This window comes from Alteromonas sp. ABH4_452, from assembly GCF_056311825.1.
This window is the reverse complement of sequence record NZ_CM149973.1, coordinates 4,027,993-4,046,406: the sequence shown is the minus strand read 5'-3', so window position 1 is coordinate 4,046,406 and position 18,414 is coordinate 4,027,993. Positions and strand designations below refer to the sequence as shown.

Here is an 18,414-nt window from a genome sequence, read left to right as displayed (position 1 = left end):
ACAAAAACGCGGTAAGGTAGCAGTATTAACAGGAACCCTCGATACGTGCTTCAAGCTTTTCCTAAGCACGCATCAGTGGCAATAAGGAACGTATAATGTTTGCAGTTGATCACATTATTTTACTTAGCGCAGTGCTGGCCATTTTAGGTGTGCTGGCCAGTAAGCTTTCTCCGCGCTTTGGTGTACCTGTTTTGGTGCTATTCCTCGGTGTAGGTATGCTTGCGGGTGAAGATGGGATTGGCCGAATTTTCTTTGATAATGCCGATGCCGCCCATGCTATAGGTACATTCGCGCTTATCCTTATTCTATTTGATGGCGGTCTTCAAACATCTAAAAAGTCTATAATTCAAGCGTGGAAGCCCGCCGCTTTACTTGCTACCTTTGGCGTTGTGGGTACAGCGGTGCTTACCGGTGTGGCGGCCATGATTATCCTTGATTTACCGCTCTATAAAGGTTTATTGCTTGGCGCTATTGTGGGGTCAACCGATGCTGCTGCGGTATTTTCGGTTTTGCGCAATGCAGGAATACGCATTCCCGCTAAGATAAAGTCGACGCTGGAGCTGGAAAGTGCGTCGAACGATCCTATGGCCATATTCCTCACTATTGGTCTTATTACACTTATTCAAGACAGCACTACTAAGCCAATGGACTTACTTTCCCTATTTGCCAGTCAAATGGGGGTGGGAGCGATAGTGGGCCTTACCATTGGCGGGATCGCAGTGTGGCTTTTCAGACGCGTCACCTTAATGGCCATCGGCTTGTACCCGGTATTTGTGATGTTATTTGGCGTACTGTCTTTTGGTCTTGCTGCGAATTTAAACGGCAGCGGCTTCCTCGCCACTTTCATTACGGGCGTTATCGTAGGTAATAGCCGCTTTGCTTATCAGCGTAATACCTTTGTGTTTCTCGACGGGCTGGCTTGGTTGGGGCAAATTGCCATGTTTGTTATTCTCGGCTTGCTCGTTACACCCACTGAGCTTTTCGTAAACTGGAAGGAAGGCTTACTCATTGCGTTTGTGCTTATTTTTATTGCCCGTCCGCTGGTGGTTATGCCTATTTTGTTGCTCTCAAAATTCTCGTTCAAAGCATCATTACTCATATCATGGGTAGGATTGCGCGGTTCGGTGCCAATTATCTTGGCTATTTTTCCGCTGATATTCGGTATGCCTTACGCAGAGCTAATTTTCAATGTGGTGTTCTTTATTGTGCTGATTTCAGCCCTGCTACAGGGCTCAACCTTGCCCTACGCGGCGCGCAAGTTAGGCTTAGTATTAGAAGACCAAGTAAAGGAATCGAGCACGCTGGAAATTGTGAAAGTTGCCAAAAGTAAACGAGAGCTTATAGAAATAGAAGTTTCTAAGTTATCACCGGCGCTAGATAAAACTATCAGTGAATTATCGCTTCCTGACAATACTGTAGTGGCCATGATTGCCCGTGGTGAACAAACTCTTATACCCAAAGGAAGCACTAAAATAGAAACAGGTGATCAGATTTTTATTATCACAAAACTGCTCGATAAAAATGCTGTTGAGCAATGCTTTTACAACGAGCAGGAATAGGGTGCTATTGTAGGGCACTTCATGTAGAATGCGCCGCGGAGTTGGCCAGGCAATCGCCGCTTTCGTAAGAAAGGGGAGGAAAGTCCGGGCTCCAAAGGGCAGGGTGCCAGATAACGTCTGGGCGGCGTGAGCCGACGACAAGTGCAGCAGAGAGAAGACCGCCTAAGCATGTTTACATGCCGGTAAGGCTGAAAGGGTGCGGTAAGAGCGCACCGCACCTCTGGTAACAGAGTGTGGCAAGGTAAACTCCACCCGGAGCAAGACCAAATAGGATCCCTCAACGTGTGGCCCGCATGGGGATCGGGTAGGTTGCTTGAATCAGTGAGCGATTGCTGATCTAGAGGAATGGTTGCCCACGACAGAACCCGGCTTACGGCCAACTCCACTCTTTTCTTAGATAGCTTCTCAAAGCATGTTTATTGTGCCGCTTTTAGACGATACTTTTCCTACATTTGATGAAGGCTATACCTTTAGCAGGTGAGGCCTCTACCTGAAAGTAAACCCTCAGGCAGAGACATTTATCGCGCGTTACTGGAAGAAGTAACGGAAAGTTGCGCCTACTGTGCGAGGTTGGTTTACCGTAAATCCAAGTCGAGCACGTCCACCACGTTCTCTATCAAACGAAAGCTGTGCGTTTTCATCAAACAGGTTGTTGGCGTATAGCAAGATTTCGTAGTCATCGTAGGTAAGACCAAAGCTCATGTTCATTGTGCCGTAGTCGTCTAGCAACAAATCTAACTCGGTTGTTTCAGTGCCGGTGGCACCACCAAAGGCAAGCCCTGAAGTGAATATACCTGCACCTGCAACTTGGTCACTAGGTTGTGTAATACGGTCACCAACATACTGGTAAGAGCCTTGGAGGTAGGTGCTGTTTGACGAGAATAAAGGTTGCGCTAAATCATAGGTAAATGCGATAGCGAAGCTTTCTTCTGGTACTGATGCCAAACGGTTGCCATCTTCAACGCCACCTAGCACCGCACCATCACCATCAACAACGGTTGAATCGAACTCAGCTTCGATGATGCTACCGGTCAATGAGAAAAATAGCTGATCGGTAAACTGACGTGTAAGTTCAAATTCAATACCTTGAGTATGCGCTTCAGGTACGTTAAATGACACACGTGACGAGCAAGAACCGGCATCCAATGTAACCTGAAGATCTTCAATGTCGTTATAGAAAGCTGAAACGTTCGCCGTCCAGCCCCGTCCTGACGACTTCATGCCTATCTCATAGTTAGTGAGCTTTTCATCGTCATAGTCTTGGAACGAACCAAAGATGGCTTCGTCTTGGTCGGTACACAAGCTTCTATTCAGCGGGTCATTTACACCACCAAGCCTAAAGCCTTGCGATACTTGGGCATTTAAATTCACGTTTTCGTTCACGCTATACTGACCAATTACGCGTGATGTGAAGCCGTCTGATTCTGTGGAATCAGTTTGGTTGTCGCCATTGGCAAATAAGCCGCCGGAAATAAATTGACGCTCTTCTTCATAATCGTAAAAGCGAGAGCCCACGGTCATCTTGAAGTCATCGTTAACTTGATAGTTCACTTCACCAAACACAGCAAGTTGCTTTAAGTCGTAAGGCAAGTAGGCGTTGTATGGCGAATCAGCTTCAAAGCCATTGGCAACCGCTGCTGACGTGCCTTCACCTAACGTAGCATCTGTAAACGCATCATAACCGGGGGTAGGGAGTGATTGGTCGTAAACGCGTTCAGTTGAAGAGTAGAAAGCGCCAACTAACCAGTCTAGTGCGCCATCGCCATTAGACGCGGCGCGAAGCTCAAAGGTATCTTGCTCTACTTCCGTTCTGTCTAATAAGTTCGACGGTAATAATACGGCTTCATCCGGGAAACCTAAGTCGATACTCACCGAACCGGAGAGTGCGCTGGCATCACGGCTCACCAGTATATCTCGGTCGGTATAGCTATAAACAAAGGTAAAGTCGGCAACATCAGCTTGATATTCAGCGGTTACATCAGCTATCAAGGTTTCGTCAGTAAACCCTTCCTCAAGCAGTAAGTACTGTTCGCGCTCACCCAATTGAATAGCAGGGCGTGTCGTAGTGTAAGGGTTTGCAAACACGTTATAGACTTCTTCCCTGTTAAACCCGTTCATATCGAGTTCTTGGTAGATTAGTCGCGGTGTTATGGTGAGTTTATCGTTAGGTGCGATAATAAACGCTACGCGTCCACCGGTTCTGTCACCGTCATTAACGTCTTCGTTAAACGCGCCATTTTCACCTAACGCATCAATAAAGCCCGCGTAATCAGTGCGGTAGACCACCGCGCGCATAGCAACTGTATCTGAGATTGGTACGTTCACCATACCTTTTACATGACCGCCCACACCGCCGTCTGTCACACTATTAAGGTTAGCTTCAAACTTACCTTCAAATGTGTCTAATTCAGGCTGGTTGGTAATGTAACGAAGGGTCCCGCCAATAGAGCCAGATCCGAAAAGTGTACCCTGCGGTCCACGTAGAGTTTCTATGCGGTTAAGATCAAAAAGATCGAGATCTGGGGTAAACAGAGATAGTGAAATAACGCTTTCATCAAGATAGACGCCAACCTGCTCTTTAACGCCAGGTTGGTCACGCACTATTTGCCCTGCCGATACGCCACGCATTGAAACCTGGCTTTGGCCTGGCCCTAAATTTTGAATAGAGACGCTTGCCACATTTCTAGCTACATCTTCTAAGTTACCCGCGCCGCTGCGTTCAAAGTCTCGCTGGGTTTGCGCGTTAATTGAAAAAGGAATGTCTTCAATGGATTCAGCGCGCTTTGTAGCCGTTACTATAATCTGCTCAAAGTCATCGTCATCCGCTTGTTGTGTGTCCTGGGCAATTGCACCAGAGCTAAGCAGCCCCATTACTGCAATACTAAGTGTGCTTCGTCTAAACGAAGGGTTATTTATTTTAAACATAAGTCCATCCAGGGTGGTTGTTTCTATTTTGTTATTAGGTAAGGATGTAATGTGGCAAAAAAAGTTGTCTTTTTCTATATCTGGAGAAACAAATATTTCTACTTTAGTATTATGGGGTGATTTTAATTTTCTCGTGTTGCTTTTTTGTTAACTGTTGTTGTGACCTGAAAATGCGTCTAAAAGGTCAAAATAAGTGTCTATCAGGCTAATTACATCGTAAGTAATCTAGGTATGATCCCGCTTAGATGAGGTTTAGCTTTTACATAAAAATATCTTAGTTCTAGCAAACGGCTGGTGAAAAGATATTCAAAGTGCAAACCCCTTACCTAAGCAGAAGAGCGAAAACGAAAGTCATACGAGAGAGGTGCAATGGAAAAGCCAGTAAAAGCCAATGAACTACTAAAAGGTATGCTAGCAATTGTTGTTGCAAGTTTTCTGTGGGGGACAACAGGTACTGCAGCACAGTTTGCGCCCGAAATCAGCCCATTGGCCATCGGTGCATTTGCAATGGGAATAGGTGGCGTTCTGCTTTGCTTAAGTGCTAGAAAATCGCTAGTAGAAGATGCCCGAGTCCTATTGACTAAACCACTTACCTTTCTGTTTGGTAGTGCTTGCGTAGCAATCTATCCGCTCGCTTTTTACAGCGCTATGCGCTTGTCAGGTGTAGCCATAGGTACTGTAGTATCTATCGCTAGCGCACCTTTATTCGCGGCGCTTTTAGAATATTTTCTAAGTAAAAGGCCTGTATCTTTAAAATGGTTTATAAGCTTTATATTCGGCGCATTGGGAATTGGCCTGTTAGCTATGGGCAAAGCAGAGGGGGCATTGGAACTATCAGCCTCTAAAAGTAATCAGGTATTCGGCGTTATTTTGGGGTTAATTGCTGGTTTAACTTATGCGGGATATTCGTGGGCTGCAAAACAACACATTGACACTGGCGCAAACTCAAAGTCTGCTATGGCCGGGCTGTTCGGCTGCGCTGCAATTGTCCTACTGCCCTCACTTTGGTTTACCGGTCAGAACCTCTTTGATACCGTAATTCACACTAGCGTGTCACTTTATATGGCCGTGGTGCCTATGTTTTTTGGATATTTATTATTTGGTTATGGTCTTCGCACTACTGAAGCCAGTAAAGCTACGCTTATTACACTAATAGAACCACTGGTTGCGACACTTTTCGCTATCTTCCTGATTGGTGAAGTGTTCAAGCCGGTGGGGTGGGTTGGCATGACGCTAGTGTGTCTTTGCCTTTTAATCCAGTCGATTAAATTTCCTTTTGCTTTAAAGCGCTATGGCAGAAAAGCAGCGGCGTAATGTCGAAATAGCGTGCTGCTTATAATGAGAAGTCAGAATACTTGTTAAGTATTCTATCAATCTTACCCGTTTGTTTTAATTCAGCAATTGCGCGGTTAATGGAGGGGAGCTTATCTTTATGTCGATTGTGAACACGCAACGCCATTTTGCCCGCGGTATGGATGGGCCCCAAGGCAATTTTCATCTCGTGAATTGAAGACCAGTAACGGGCCGATGCCTCCTCCATTATGATGACATCTACCCTTTTTGCACCTAGGGCTAAGATAAGGTTGCTCTCGGCTTGAAAATCCATTCTGACGAACTTATCAGAATCAAAATACACATAGCCGGAGATCATCCCTACAGTTTCACCGTAGATAGAGGCGACGGTTTGGTATCGGCTATGGTTTTCAGGCAGAGTAATAAAGTGTTCTGTGATGTCTATAATGGGATCTGAGAAAGTGAAGTCGGCTGCGGGCTCATCTTTAGACAGCCAGCTTGGACTGAAGAAGTCGAAATCAAGATCGCCTGTTTTAAATGCAAGCATGGCGCGTTTGGTAGACAGCATGACTTTTTCCGTCTTAATACCTGCTTTATTCATAATAAGGGGGAGAATTTCAACTAGAATACCGGCCCTATCTTCGTCGACAGCATTTTCGTACGGGATAGAGCTGCCTGATGTTCCAAGATTATACCTCAATACTTCATCGGCAGTCGCGCCACCGCAAAAAAACGAAACGTTAACCAATAAACTTAACGAAACAACTATTTGGATAAGAGGTGTTAATACTGTTAATGCATACACTCAAGATGTCCTAATATAATAGGTTAATGAACTACGCTTTCTTTAGTCTTTCTTTCAATACTTGCCCAATGATCGACTTTATCGATAAGGTCTTCAGCATCGAAGGGCTTACTTAAATAATCGTCCATTCCCGCTTCAACACAGCGCTCTTTATCACCTTTCATTGCATTTGCGGTCAGGGCGATAATCGGAACGTTGAGGTAACGCTCTCCAGCTTCACCGTTTCTAATGCGCTTAGTTGCTTCAAAACCATCCATTTCCGGCATCTGACAATCCATCAAGATGACATCAAAGGTCACCTTCATTTTATTCAGAGCCTCTAGTGCTTCTAAACCAGATTTGGCGCTAAGGGTAGTATGGTTGCTGAGATGCTGTTTCACGATTATTTGATTAATATCGTTATCTTCAACAATAAGTACTTTACGTTTTTTACCTTTTTCTCGTTTCAACGAAGAGGCGTGGTGCACAGGGACCAGCAAAGTTTCATCCGCGGGCTCAAGAGAAATAGTAAAAGAGAACGTACTTCCGTGACCTTTTACACTTTCAAGTTTAATGTTGCCACCCATAAGTTCGCAAAGTTGTTTGCTAATTGATAAACCCAGACCGGTTCCGCCGAACTTGCGGGTGGTTGATAAGTCTTCTTGCGTGAAGACATCAAAAATAGTGCTTTGCTTGTCTTGCGCAATACCTATTCCCGTGTCTTTTACGCTACATAAAAGTGTGAGGCTGTCGTCTGCGTTTTGTTTAATGCTAGTGGTAACTTCAATGCATCCAGAGTCAGTAAACTTGACGGCGTTGCCCAGCAAGTTCGACAAAATTTGCCTGAAACGTACGTCATCACCTTGTACAACGTGGAACCCTTGTAGATCAAAGTGGAAGTGTAGCTCAAGACCTTTTTCCTGGCACATGATGGCGTACTGACTTTGCAGGTTCTCAAGGGACTCTAAAATGTCGAAAGGGTTCTCTTCAATCTGTAGCTGACCTGCTTCAATTTTAGAAAAGTCCAAAATGTCATTTACGATATGTAAAAGGCCTTGAATACTAAACTTAGCGAGTGAAAGGTAATGCTTCTGCTCTTCGGTAAGTTTAGAGTTTGCCATTAGCTGCAAGACACCAGATATACCGTGGATAGGCGTACGTATTTCGTGGCTCATACTTGCCAAGAAGCTAGACTTCAGTCGAGCAGACTCTTCGGCTTTCTCTCTCGCTTCTTGAAGGTATTGCTCCGTTTGTCGTTGCTGCGTAACATCTTGCTGAAAACCGATGTAATGCGTCACTTCGCCATTGGTTTTAACTGGTGTTAAATTTAGTCGGTTATAAAAGGCGCTGCCGTCTTTTCTGTAGTTAAGTAGTGTAGTTTCAATAGGCTCACGTGTCGCAATGGCTTTACGAATTTGCTCAACAGTTTGCTTACTGGTTTCATCACCTTGCATAGAGCGACAGTTGTGCCCAATCATTTCACTTCGTTTGTAGCCAGTTAATTCTTCAAATGCACTATTTACATAAATAATTGGCTGTCCGACCCGTTTAACGTCAGAAATAATAATTGAAACAGTTGCTTCATCCATGGCATGGGTAAGCACATTTACGTGGCTTTCTAATGCGCGCTGCTCGGTAACGTCATTTCCTACATATATATCACCACGAATATTGCCATTTGCATCGGCAAGGGAGGCTTTTGTCCAGCGAATATAACGTTCTTTGCCCGAATTCACTGAAAAGTGCGTCAGCTCATCGCTTAGTTGTGTCGCTAGCTTCCGTACTATCAGCTTTAATATTGCACTCTTTTCACCGTATTGGTCATCGCAAAAAATGTCGAAGCGTTTGTTTGAAATGAGAATTTCTTGATTCTGATCGACCACTACCAGCATGTCGCCCATCGATTCTAATACATTCGAAAACTGTTCGTTAGACATTGAGACCTCGGTCAAATCCCAAATAAGCTTATCGAAAGCGGCTCGAATGTCGGCTAACTCTTTTGCCTCAACTTGCGACTCATTGTTTAAAGATGTCTTATTGTCACTATTAAGGCGATTTTTAATATCGTCATAAAGCGTTGAAAGGGTTCGCTCGGCCAAGGTTCCGGTCATACTCACCATATGCAATATAATGAAAATGAACCCCACAACCATTGCTAATAAAACAATGCCTGTCCAGGCAACCTCTCTGTATGCAGTAATAGTTGGTTTAACGCTATATAACTGAAGGTTCTTCCAGCTTGTTTGCTTAATAGAATAGCCACTTTGGTTAAACGCTAAAAAGCTTGAGTTTGGCGCTATTAAAGAGGGCTCGCTACTAAATAGTACGTTTCCGTTTGAATCTGTGACTAACTGGTTAGTCAGTCTAGGGTAGGGCGCGAGTAATGATTGAAGGCTATCGACGTACATGACAAGGGCACCTTCAGAGACGCCATTGAGCAGAACGGGGACGCTGATGACTACTCCGTATTTAGATACGGACGAAAAGGTGTTTGATGAGCCAAGCGTTTGCTGACGCCAAGCACTGCTTAACGACTCAGGAAGCGTAGCACTCCAGTTTTTGTCGATAACTTTCTCACCTGCAAAATCAAACAGTGCGAATTCTACAGTTTCTGCTTGGGTAAGATTTAAAGAGCGAAAAAACATAGGTAGGTAATTATCTCGCTGCTGTAAATCAACCAGCGAATTAATAATAATGTCGTTTGCCGCTAGATCAGCTAACTGACGCGTTGTATCGCTAACAATGAAGCTAATATCTTGCTCGAGCCCTTCCACCGACTGCTGCTGAAGGGCATTACTTTGCTTAACAATGAAATGAAAGGAAAGGGCAACTAGCGTAATAGACAGCACTGCTATTAGTAGCGCTAGCCTTGGGATCATGCTTGAAAGCAATAAAGAACGCAGCCTCATAGGTTCATGCTGCATTATTTCTTGCCCGTTGTTACCAAATGGCCTTTATCATTAATCTTCGTCATAAAATAGTCCTTTGACCAAAGTGCATCATGCCTTTCTTTAGTGAATGGAGCTTCATAGTATTTAACAGCGCCTTGAATATCTTTGAGAGATTCTAAAGCGTTGCGCAACTCGTTAACTTGTATGCTATTTGCTTTATCGGCAGCGATAGCAATTAAATGAATTAAATCATATGCATGGGCTAAACCCGTGACTCCTTCAATAGCTGCTGCATCAATAAGCCCATATTTATTATAATAGGCTTCTAACAGTTGTTTTGCCTTGTTATTTTTCTGATGGTGGAAGTGAAACGTTTGAAGAACTGATATGTCGTACTGATTGATAGGGGTGGCTAGTTGAGAAGCGAACTGACCTGACGCTATACCCCAGTGAGAAAAAACAGGAAGCGAGCTTAGGCCTTGTTCAGCCAATGCATCTACAACAACCACACCTTCAGGCACGTTGGTAACTAATATGACACTGTCCGCCTTCGAATCTTTTATCGCCTTAGCATCTTCGGAAAAATCTTTCTGTTGCCAATTAATCCAATAGGTTGCGCTAATGTTCACCCCTTGTTCCTGTGCCGCTTTAGTTAAAGACTCAAGGTTGGAACGTCCCCATCCTGTTCGCTCCAAGATCAAAGCGACATTAGATAACTCTCTGGATTTTACAAAGTCTATCAGTACAGACGCTGCTTCAGCGTCACGTACTGAGATTCGAAAAACATTATTGGGTGAGTGAGCATTATCTACTATGGGCGTGCCGGCGGCCCAGGGAACCAGCATGAGAACATTTTTAGCATGTATAATATCAATTTCCGCAAGCACCACGGGAGTATGTACCCCACCAACGACGGCTAGCAAGTTTGGCATTTGCGCAAACTGTTCAATGTTGTAAATACCGCGAGCAGGATTTCCTCGGTGATCTTTCGCAATCACTTTGAGTGTACGGCCAAGTATCCCCCCATTTGCGTTAATTTCCTCAACGGCTAGCTCTACGCCTCTGGTAATAGCAACGCCTCCCTCTACAGCAACTGCTGAGAGATCTGCATCAATACCAATAATTAAAGGCTCTTGAGTACTGTCAGCTCGGCATGAATTAAAGGATATAAAGCAGAGGAGCGCTGATAGAAGAAGATATACACGCATGAATTAGCTACCTGATTGACTACTCTTAAAAGTGTATAGCAATGTGCAGGGCGTTTTATTATTTACGCATTATCCTTTAGTCTAAATTTGCTTGTTATGTAAGCAGTCTTTCTATGAGTTTGCGTTCACTCTTCTTTTTGGAATAACCAATGTGGCACGATTCTGCTATTAAACACAAGGAGTGAAGCTTAATGTTTGTTAGGTGAGCAGCTATGTGAGAGTGCAGAGCACGATGAAAAATAAAAATACCTGTGCCAGTGAGAAGGATATTCTCTTTTGCTAACACAAATTAAGGAGAACAGTAGTTTGGAGTATAAGTGCGAAATACAACATTGCCTACAATTATAGATGTGGAAGCAAGTGGATTTGGGGCGGCAAGTTACCCCATAGAAATAGGCATTGTGCGCTATGATGGTGCAAAGTGGTGCAAGCTACTAAGGCCATTTGACTCTTGGGTACACTGGGATACAAAAGCAGAATCGCTTCATGGCATCTCTCAACAAATGTTACAAGCACGAGGCGAGGAACCTCATAAGGTGTGCGTTGAGCTTAATAATTTTCTGGGAAATACAGTTGTATACAGTGACGGATGGGTGGTAGATAACCCTTGGCTGATAAAGCTGTTCTCGGCTGCGCAAATTGAAATGTCGTTCACCTGCCGCGCCCTTGAATATATATTGAGTGAGTCTCAAATGGATAACTGGCACGACGTAAAAAATAGTCTTTCCGCTGAACTAGACGTTAAGCGTCATCGGGCGAGTTCAGATGCAATGATAATTCAGCAAACCTATGCTAAAACAATGGCACTCACTCAGAAGTGATTCTGTACTGCATTTACAGTCAGAGTGCCTCAATTTTGGCATCGAGGCGTTCGATAAGCTAAATGTAGAAATATTCCTAGAACAGGTAATTAACACCTAAAGAAAGCGCCATATTCTCTTCTTCTCCAACCTGTCGATGCTCAATCTCTACGGCCATGTTTAACCCTTCGCTTTGGCCAAGTAGCCAGCCTAATCGCGTAAAAGTACCTACATCGTGCGGTAAATAAAGCCACTCAGCATAATGTTGAAAAGCGGTATTGTTTGTTTTGTAGGTCGCATAAACCTTTTGAGGCACCCAGGTGTTAAAACGCCGGCTGGCGCTAAACATACCTTGTGAGCCCGCTGGATAGGTATAACTGTTGTCGTAAAGGTAGGTTTCGGTCGTAGATTGAACGCGGTACATACTGTTTAGCTGCCACCGAGCTATCTTCTTGCTCTTAAATTGAATTGGGCTGTAGAGGGTATCATTTACATTCGCGAACACAGGTAAGGCTGTTGTTGAGACAGCCAGCGTGAACGCTATAAGAGTACCAGAAACTACATTCATGGAAGAGCCCAAGTTGTTGTTATCATGGCTTGTAAACAACCAGAAACTACAAGCGATAGTGTGTTCGTTATTTAAGCATAGCTGCAAAAACAAAGGATGGAAATAGGCTTTACCGTTTTTAATTTAGGGGGCTAGCTTGTCTCACCTGAAAGACTCAACAAAAAACACCGCTAGGTTGCATAGCTTCAATGTAAAGCGTAACAAGCTAACGGCGTTTTCAAAGAGCGTTAATGGCTTATCGTATTAAATCGATGCTTTTAACGCTTCCGCTTTATCTGTTGCTTCCCATGGGAATTCGTCACGACCAAAGTGACCGTATGCAGCTGTTGGGCGATAAATTGGGCGCTCAAGATCTAGCATTTGGATGAGGCCGTAAGGGCGCAAATCAAAGTGTTCGCGCACTAATGCAACGAGTGTTTTCTCATCTACAACGCCAGTCCCAAAGGTATCGATGCTGATAGACGTTGGCTCTGCCACACCAATTGCATAAGACACTTGGATTTCACAGCGCTTAGCAAGGCCCGCGGCAACAATGTTCTTAGCAACGTAACGACCCGCGTATGCTGCACTGCGGTCTACTTTAGATGGATCTTTACCAGAAAACGCGCCACCACCGTGACGAGCCATACCACCGTAAGTGTCTACGATGATTTTACGACCTGTTAAGCCACAGTCGCCCATTGGACCACCGATAACGAATCGACCTGTTGGGTTGATATGAAAGCGCGTATTTCCATCAATCCATTCACTTGGTAGTACTGGCTTGATGATTTCTTCCATTACCGCTTCACGTACTGTTTCAGTGCTTACTGAATCACAGTGCTGAGTTGAAAGTACAACCGCGTCGATGCCTACAGGCTTGTCGTTTTCGTATTTAAAAGTAATTTGGCTTTTCGCATCTGGGCGCAACCAGTCTAGTTTGCCAGATTTACGTACTTCCGCTTGTTTTTGAACAAGGCGGTGAGAGTACGTGATAGGCGCCGGCATTAATACATCAGTTTCGTCGCTCGCGTAACCAAACATCAGGCCTTGGTCACCCGCACCTTGTTCTTCTAGGCTTGCGCGGTCAACACCTTGATTGATATCAGGAGACTGTTTACCGATTGCGTTTAGTACCGCACATGAATCGGCGTCAAAGCCCATATCTGAATGCGTGTAGCCAATTTCTTTAACAGTTTTTCGGGTAAGTTCTTCAATGTCTACCCATGCAGAAGTGGTTACTTCACCACCTACTAAAACCATACCGGTTTTTACATACGTTTCGCAGGCCACCCGAGCGCGAGGATCTTGTTCTAATATAGCGTCAAGAACCGCATCTGAGATCTGATCAGCAATTTTGTCCGGATGTCCTTCAGACACTGACTCGGATGTGAATAAATGCGTGGCCATAAATGCTCCGTAAGCGTTAAATTATCAAAATAGTCGTATATTGTACTAAAACAAGTTATAAATACCAGTCTTTACTTCTAGACGTCTAAAAGTCTCTTTGTTACGAATAGTTGACATAACCCGATCATTTTTGGGGTTATTTCGATGTATAACAAAGACAAAGACATATAAGTGTTATCGGTAATGCCGTGGGCTTTATAAGCTTCTTTGATGTTTTTGGATTTACTTTCGATAATGGCAATGAAAATCCATTGAACTGAAAGGTGGCATGGGTAAGAATAGCCTCACATTCAAAAGTGCCTAGAAGTAGAGCAAGAGCAGACAATTGATGTTCCCCAGTGCTCACATCAATTACTACCGTGGTACCAAAAGATACAAAATAAATCAGGAGACAACATGCCCTCTCGTCGTGAACTCGCCAATGCTATCCGTGCATTAAGCATGGATGCCGTTCAACAAGCTAAATCTGGTCACCCAGGTGCCCCAATGGGGATGGCTGATATCGCACAGGTACTATGGGGTGATTTCTTATCACATAACCCTGCAAACCCATCTTGGGCTAACCGCGATCGCTTTGTGCTTTCAAATGGTCACGGCTCAATGCTGTTGTACTCTCTTCTTCACCTTTCAGGCTACGAACTGCCAATTGAAGAGTTAAAGAACTTCCGTCAATTGCATTCAAAAACGCCAGGCCATCCAGAATATGGTTATGCGCCAGGCGTTGAAACCACCACTGGCCCGCTAGGTCAGGGCATCAGTAACGCAGTGGGTATGGCGCTTGCTGAGAAAGTGTTAGCGGCACAGTTCAACAAAGACGGTCACACTATCGTTGACCACCACACCTACGCGTTCCTAGGTGATGGCTGCTTGATGGAAGGTATCTCTCACGAGACGTGTTCACTGGCCGGTACACTAGGCCTTGGTAAGTTAATCGCATTTTGGGATGACAACGGCATTTCAATTGATGGTGAAGTTGAAGGCTGGTTCACCGATGATACTCCAGCACGCTTTAAGAGCTACGGCTGGGAAGTGATTGAAGGCGTTGACGGTCACGATGCTGAACAAGTAAAAGCTGCCATTGAAAAGGCGCAGGCGAATACGGCGCAGCCTACACTGATTTGTTGTAAAACCACCATTGGTTTCGGCTCGCCTAATAAAGAAGGTACTGAGTCTTGCCACGGTGCACCGTTAGGTGATGACGAAATTGTCGCTACACGTGAAAAACTTGGCTGGAGCCACGGCGCGTTCGAAATTCCAGACGATATCTACGCGGGCTGGGATGGCAAAGAGAAAGGCTCAAAAGCGGAAAGCGCGTGGAACGACGCTTTCGCTGCATACGAAGCCGCCTACCCAGAGCTTGCAGCAGAATTTAAACGCCGCGTAAATGGCGAGCTGCCAGCAGATTTCAGCGACAAAGCAGATGCTATCATCGCTGAGCTTCAAGCTAACCCACAAAACATTGCTTCACGTAAAGCGTCGCAAAATGCATTAAACGCGTTTGGTCCGTTACTTCCTGAGCTATTAGGCGGCTCTGCCGACCTTGCTGGTTCTAACCTTACCATTTGGGAAGGTAGCAAAGGCGTTGAAGCAAACGATGCATCAGGTAACTACATTTACTACGGTGTACGTGAATTTGGTATGTCGGCCATGATGAATGGTATTGCTCTTCACGGTGGCTTTAAGGCATACGGTGCAACCTTCCTAATGTTTATGGAATATGCACGTAATGCGGTACGCATGGCGGCATTAATGAAGCAGCCTGCAATTTTCGTTTACACCCACGATTCAATCGGTCTAGGTGAAGACGGTCCAACGCACCAGCCGGTAGAGCAGGTGGTTGCGCTACGTGCAACGCCTAACCTTGATAACTGGCGTCCTTGTGATCAGGTTGAGTCTGCTGTGTCGTGGAAGTCTGCTATTGAGCGCACTGACGGCCCAACAACGCTAATCTTCACACGTCAAGGCTTAGCGCAGCAAGAAAGAACCGCTCAACAAGTTGCTGATATCGCGAAAGGCGGTTACGTACTTAAAGACTGTGAAGGTACACCAGAGCTTATTCTTATTGGTACTGGTTCTGAGGTTCAGCTAGCCGTTGAAGCAGCAGAAAAACTAACCGAGCAAGGCAAAGCCGTTCGCGTAGTGTCTATGCCATCAACTGACGTATTCGACCGTCAATCTGCTGATTACCGTGAAAGCGTACTGCCTTCTAGCGTTGTTAAACGCGTAGCGGTTGAAGCGCTGTCTAAAGATAGCTGGTACAAGTACGTTGGCTTTAATGGCGCTATCGTGGGCATGGACACCTTTGGTGAGTCTGCGCCTGCTGGCGACCTATTTAAGCACTTCAACATTACCACTGACGCTGTAGTAGAGGCTGCACTGTCTCTGTAAGAGGTAATAGATAAGCCTATGGTAAATATTGCCATAAATGGGTTTGGTCGTATTGGTCGTAACGTGTTGCGCGCGCTGTATGAAAGCGGGCGCAACAACGAATTTAACGTGGTGGCCATTAACGACATTGCTAAACCCGAAGGCATTGCACATTTACTTAAATACGATACCGCCCACGGGCGGTTCCGTTTTGATGTGGCCTTAGAAAACAATACGCTTAATGTCGCAGGTGACGATATTACACTGCTCGCGATAAGCGATATTAAAGACCTACCCTGGAAAGACTTGGGCGTTGATATTGTGCTTGAGTGTACGGGCAAGTTTGATGACAGAGCGTCGGGGCAAGCACATTTAAATGCGGGCGCTGGCAAAGTGCTTTTCTCGTCACCCGGGTCACCAGATTTAGACAATACGGTCATTTTCGGAACCAACGAAGACACGTTGACCAGTGAACAAAAATTAGTCTCTAACGGCTCTTGTACCACAAACTGCATTGTTCCGGTTATTCAAGCGCTAGACGCTGCGTTCGGTGTTGAAAGTGGTACGATCACAACCATTCACGCGTCTATGCACGATCAGCAAGTTATCGACGCTTATCACGAAGATTTGCGCAGAACCCGCGCCGCGAGTCAGTCGATTATTCCCGTTGATACCCGCCTCGCTGCCGGTATAGAGCGTATTCTGCCTAAGTTTGCGGGCAAGTTTGAAGCTATTGCGGTTCGTGTGCCTACTATCAATGTTACTGCCATGGATTTAAGTGTAACGCTTCAGTCTAAGGTAACTATTGAGCAAGTAAATCAAGCCCTTCGCAACGCAAAAGCGGGGCGTTTACAGGGCATTTTGGACTACACCGAAGAGCCTTTGGTGTCAGTAGATTTCAATCACGACCCTCACTCGTGTATTGTAGATGGCACACAAACAAGAGTCAGTCACAAACAGCTGGTTAAAACACTGGTGTGGTGTGACAACGAATGGGGTTTTGCAAACCGTATGCTCGATACCGCTAAAGTGATGTTCGACGCAAAATAAAGCATTGATGCTGCCAAGGGTTGGTGGCACCAGCCCGCGCAGCTTTCACAGTTAATTTGAGCGTGTTTGACTTGTTAAAACACGCTCTATTGAATTTAAATTAACATAGGAAAGACGATGGCAATTCCAAGCATGAGCGATATGGCCCTAAATGGTCAACGCGTACTAATTAGACAAGACTTAAATGTGCCGGTAAAAGACGGCAAAGTAACTTCAGATGCGCGTATCAAAGCATCTATTCCTACGATTAAAGCAGCCCTAGACGCTGGTGCAGCAGTTATGGTGATGTCTCACCTTGGCCGTCCTACTGAAGGCGAGCCTGCCGATGAGTTTTCTCTTCAACCTGTTGTTGATTACCTTAATGATGCCCTAGACGTACCGGTTAAGCTTGTTAAAGACTACCTAGACGGTGTTGAGCTTAGCGAAGGCGAATTGGTTATCCTTGAAAACGTACGTTTTAATAACGGCGAAAAGAAAGACGACGAGACGTTAGCGAAACAGTATGCAGCACTTTGCGATATTTTCGTTATGGATGCCTTTGGCACCGCTCACCGTGCACAAGCGTCTACACATGGCGTTGCTAAATTCGCGCCAAAAGCCTGTGCTGGCCCATTACTTGCTGCCGAATTAGATGCACTGGGTAAAGCGCTGGACAACCCTAAGCGCCCAATGGTTGCTATTGTTGGTGGTTCAAAAGTATCGACCAAGCTAACCGTATTAAAAACACTAGCTGAAAAAGTTGACCAGTTAATTGTTGGCGGTGGTATTGCTAATACTTTTATTGCGGCGCAAGGACACAATGTAGGTAAGTCGCTGGTGGAAATGGACTTAACTGAGCAAGCTACGCAGCTTATGAATGAAGCACAAGCAAATGGCGGTAATATTCCAGTGCCGACTGACGTAGTAGTGGGCAAAGCGTTTGATGAAAACACAGAAGCGACGCTTAAAGTAGTCAGTGACGTTGCAGACGACGATATGATTTTTGATATCGGTCCAGACTCGTCAAAAGCGTTAGAAGATATTATTAAGAATGCGGGCACCATTGTTTGGAATGGCCCTGTAGGCGTTTTTGAATTTGAACAGTTCAGTGCAGGTACGAAAGCGCTTTCAGAAGCGATTGCAGCAAGCGACGCATTCTCAATCGCAGGTGGTGGTGATACACTAGCAGCGGTTGATAAATACGGAATTGCCGATAAGGTTTCTTATATTTCGACAGGTGGTGGCGCGTTCCTTGAATTCTTGGAAGGTAAAACACTACCAGCGGTAGCAGTACTAGAAGAAAAAAACAAATAAGCCAAAGCGCTGCACATGAAAGCAGCGTGCTATAGCGAATAAGAGTTCATAGAAGCTCATTAAAGCTAAGGCCTAGTGCAAAGTTGCCCCAACATGCGTCACGCTCAGTAACAGCATTTTTGAGCGTGACCCTATAATCGGAAACGATTACACCTGCGAAACAGTGAAGTACGCAGGCATAAATACCAATCTTATTACAGATGTGTTTACTTAAGGTGTCGGCGTGCCGAGTCTGAGACAAACAGATCTTTAATAGAATTGGTATAACAATAAACCCTACACCTGTC

General features: G+C 45.1%; 12 protein-coding genes and 1 other RNA gene. 7 read left to right on the top strand and 6 right to left on the bottom strand.

Going from position 1 to position 18,414, the window contains the following annotated elements:
• Positions 1-95: 95 nt before the first annotated feature.
• On the top strand, positions 96-1,559 hold the full coding sequence (locus tag ACYX4N_RS17330) for a potassium/proton antiporter (RefSeq protein ID WP_476054925.1): 1,464 nt from the start codon (positions 96-98) through the stop codon (positions 1,557-1,559).
• A 37-nt stretch (positions 1,560-1,596) separates the two neighbouring features.
• An RNA gene (rnpB, locus tag ACYX4N_RS17325) (RNase P RNA component class A) lies at positions 1,597-1,947 on the top strand.
• A 140-nt stretch (positions 1,948-2,087) separates the two neighbouring features.
• Here the strand turns inward: rnpB and ACYX4N_RS17320 are convergent.
• Complete coding sequence (locus ACYX4N_RS17320; protein WP_476054924.1) at positions 2,088-4,484, bottom strand: TonB-dependent receptor; 2,397 nt, start codon at positions 4,482-4,484, stop codon at positions 2,088-2,090.
• Between the two features lie 369 nt (positions 4,485-4,853).
• On the opposite strand from ACYX4N_RS17320, the gene ACYX4N_RS17315 reads away from it, so the two are divergent.
• Positions 4,854-5,798: a DMT family transporter gene (locus tag ACYX4N_RS17315; RefSeq protein WP_476054923.1), complete on the top strand. Its 945-nt coding sequence runs from the start codon at positions 4,854-4,856 to the stop codon at positions 5,796-5,798.
• Between the two features lie 19 nt (positions 5,799-5,817).
• Here the strand turns inward: ACYX4N_RS17315 and ACYX4N_RS17310 are convergent, their stop codons facing one another.
• From ACYX4N_RS17310 to ACYX4N_RS17300, 3 genes are read right to left on the bottom strand one after another with little or no spacing between them, the layout of a single operon-like run.
• Positions 5,818-6,582: a substrate-binding periplasmic protein gene (locus ACYX4N_RS17310; RefSeq protein ID WP_476054922.1), complete on the bottom strand. Its 765-nt coding sequence runs from the start codon at positions 6,580-6,582 to the stop codon at positions 5,818-5,820.
• A gap of 23 nt (positions 6,583-6,605) precedes the next feature.
• A complete protein-coding gene (locus tag ACYX4N_RS17305; protein ID WP_476054921.1) occupies positions 6,606-9,485 on the bottom strand; it encodes an ATP-binding protein in 2,880 nt (959 codons plus the stop codon).
• Positions 9,485-10,660: an ABC transporter substrate-binding protein gene (locus tag ACYX4N_RS17300; protein ID WP_476054920.1), complete on the bottom strand. Its 1,176-nt coding sequence runs from the start codon at positions 10,658-10,660 to the stop codon at positions 9,485-9,487. Before ACYX4N_RS17300 ends, ACYX4N_RS17305 begins: the two co-directional genes overlap by 1 nt.
• Before the next feature lie 317 nt (positions 10,661-10,977).
• Here ACYX4N_RS17300 and ACYX4N_RS17295 point away from each other — a divergent pair, with 317 nt between their 5' ends.
• Positions 10,978-11,481, top strand: coding sequence for a 3'-5' exonuclease (locus ACYX4N_RS17295; protein WP_474808547.1), 504 nt, complete (start codon positions 10,978-10,980; stop codon positions 11,479-11,481).
• Positions 11,482-11,557: 76 nt separating this feature from the next.
• On the opposite strand, the gene ACYX4N_RS17290 is transcribed toward ACYX4N_RS17295, so the two are convergent.
• Together ACYX4N_RS17290 and metK are read right to left on the bottom strand one after the other, a co-directional pair.
• Positions 11,558-12,028: a hypothetical protein gene (locus ACYX4N_RS17290; RefSeq protein ID WP_474853766.1), complete on the bottom strand. Its 471-nt coding sequence runs from the start codon at positions 12,026-12,028 to the stop codon at positions 11,558-11,560.
• A gap of 243 nt (positions 12,029-12,271) precedes the next feature.
• Positions 12,272-13,417, bottom strand: coding sequence for a methionine adenosyltransferase (metK, locus tag ACYX4N_RS17285; RefSeq protein ID WP_014948382.1), 1,146 nt, complete (start codon positions 13,415-13,417; stop codon positions 12,272-12,274).
• Between the two features lie 396 nt (positions 13,418-13,813).
• Here metK and tkt point away from each other — a divergent pair, with 396 nt between their 5' ends.
• The 3 genes from tkt to ACYX4N_RS17270 all read left to right on the top strand — a co-directional run bounded on the left by tkt (position 13,814) and on the right by ACYX4N_RS17270 (position 18,127).
• Positions 13,814-15,805 carry a transketolase gene (tkt, locus tag ACYX4N_RS17280; protein WP_476054918.1) on the top strand — a complete coding sequence of 664 codons (1,992 nt, stop codon included), beginning with the start codon at positions 13,814-13,816 and terminating at the stop codon, positions 15,803-15,805.
• A gap of 18 nt (positions 15,806-15,823) precedes the next feature.
• Entirely contained in the window at positions 15,824-16,834 is a 1,011-nt protein-coding gene (gene epd, locus ACYX4N_RS17275; RefSeq protein WP_476054917.1) for an erythrose-4-phosphate dehydrogenase, read from the top strand.
• A 117-nt stretch (positions 16,835-16,951) separates the two neighbouring features.
• A complete protein-coding gene (locus tag ACYX4N_RS17270; protein WP_348669537.1) occupies positions 16,952-18,127 on the top strand; it encodes a phosphoglycerate kinase in 1,176 nt (391 codons plus the stop codon).
• Positions 18,128-18,414 lie beyond the last annotated feature (287 nt).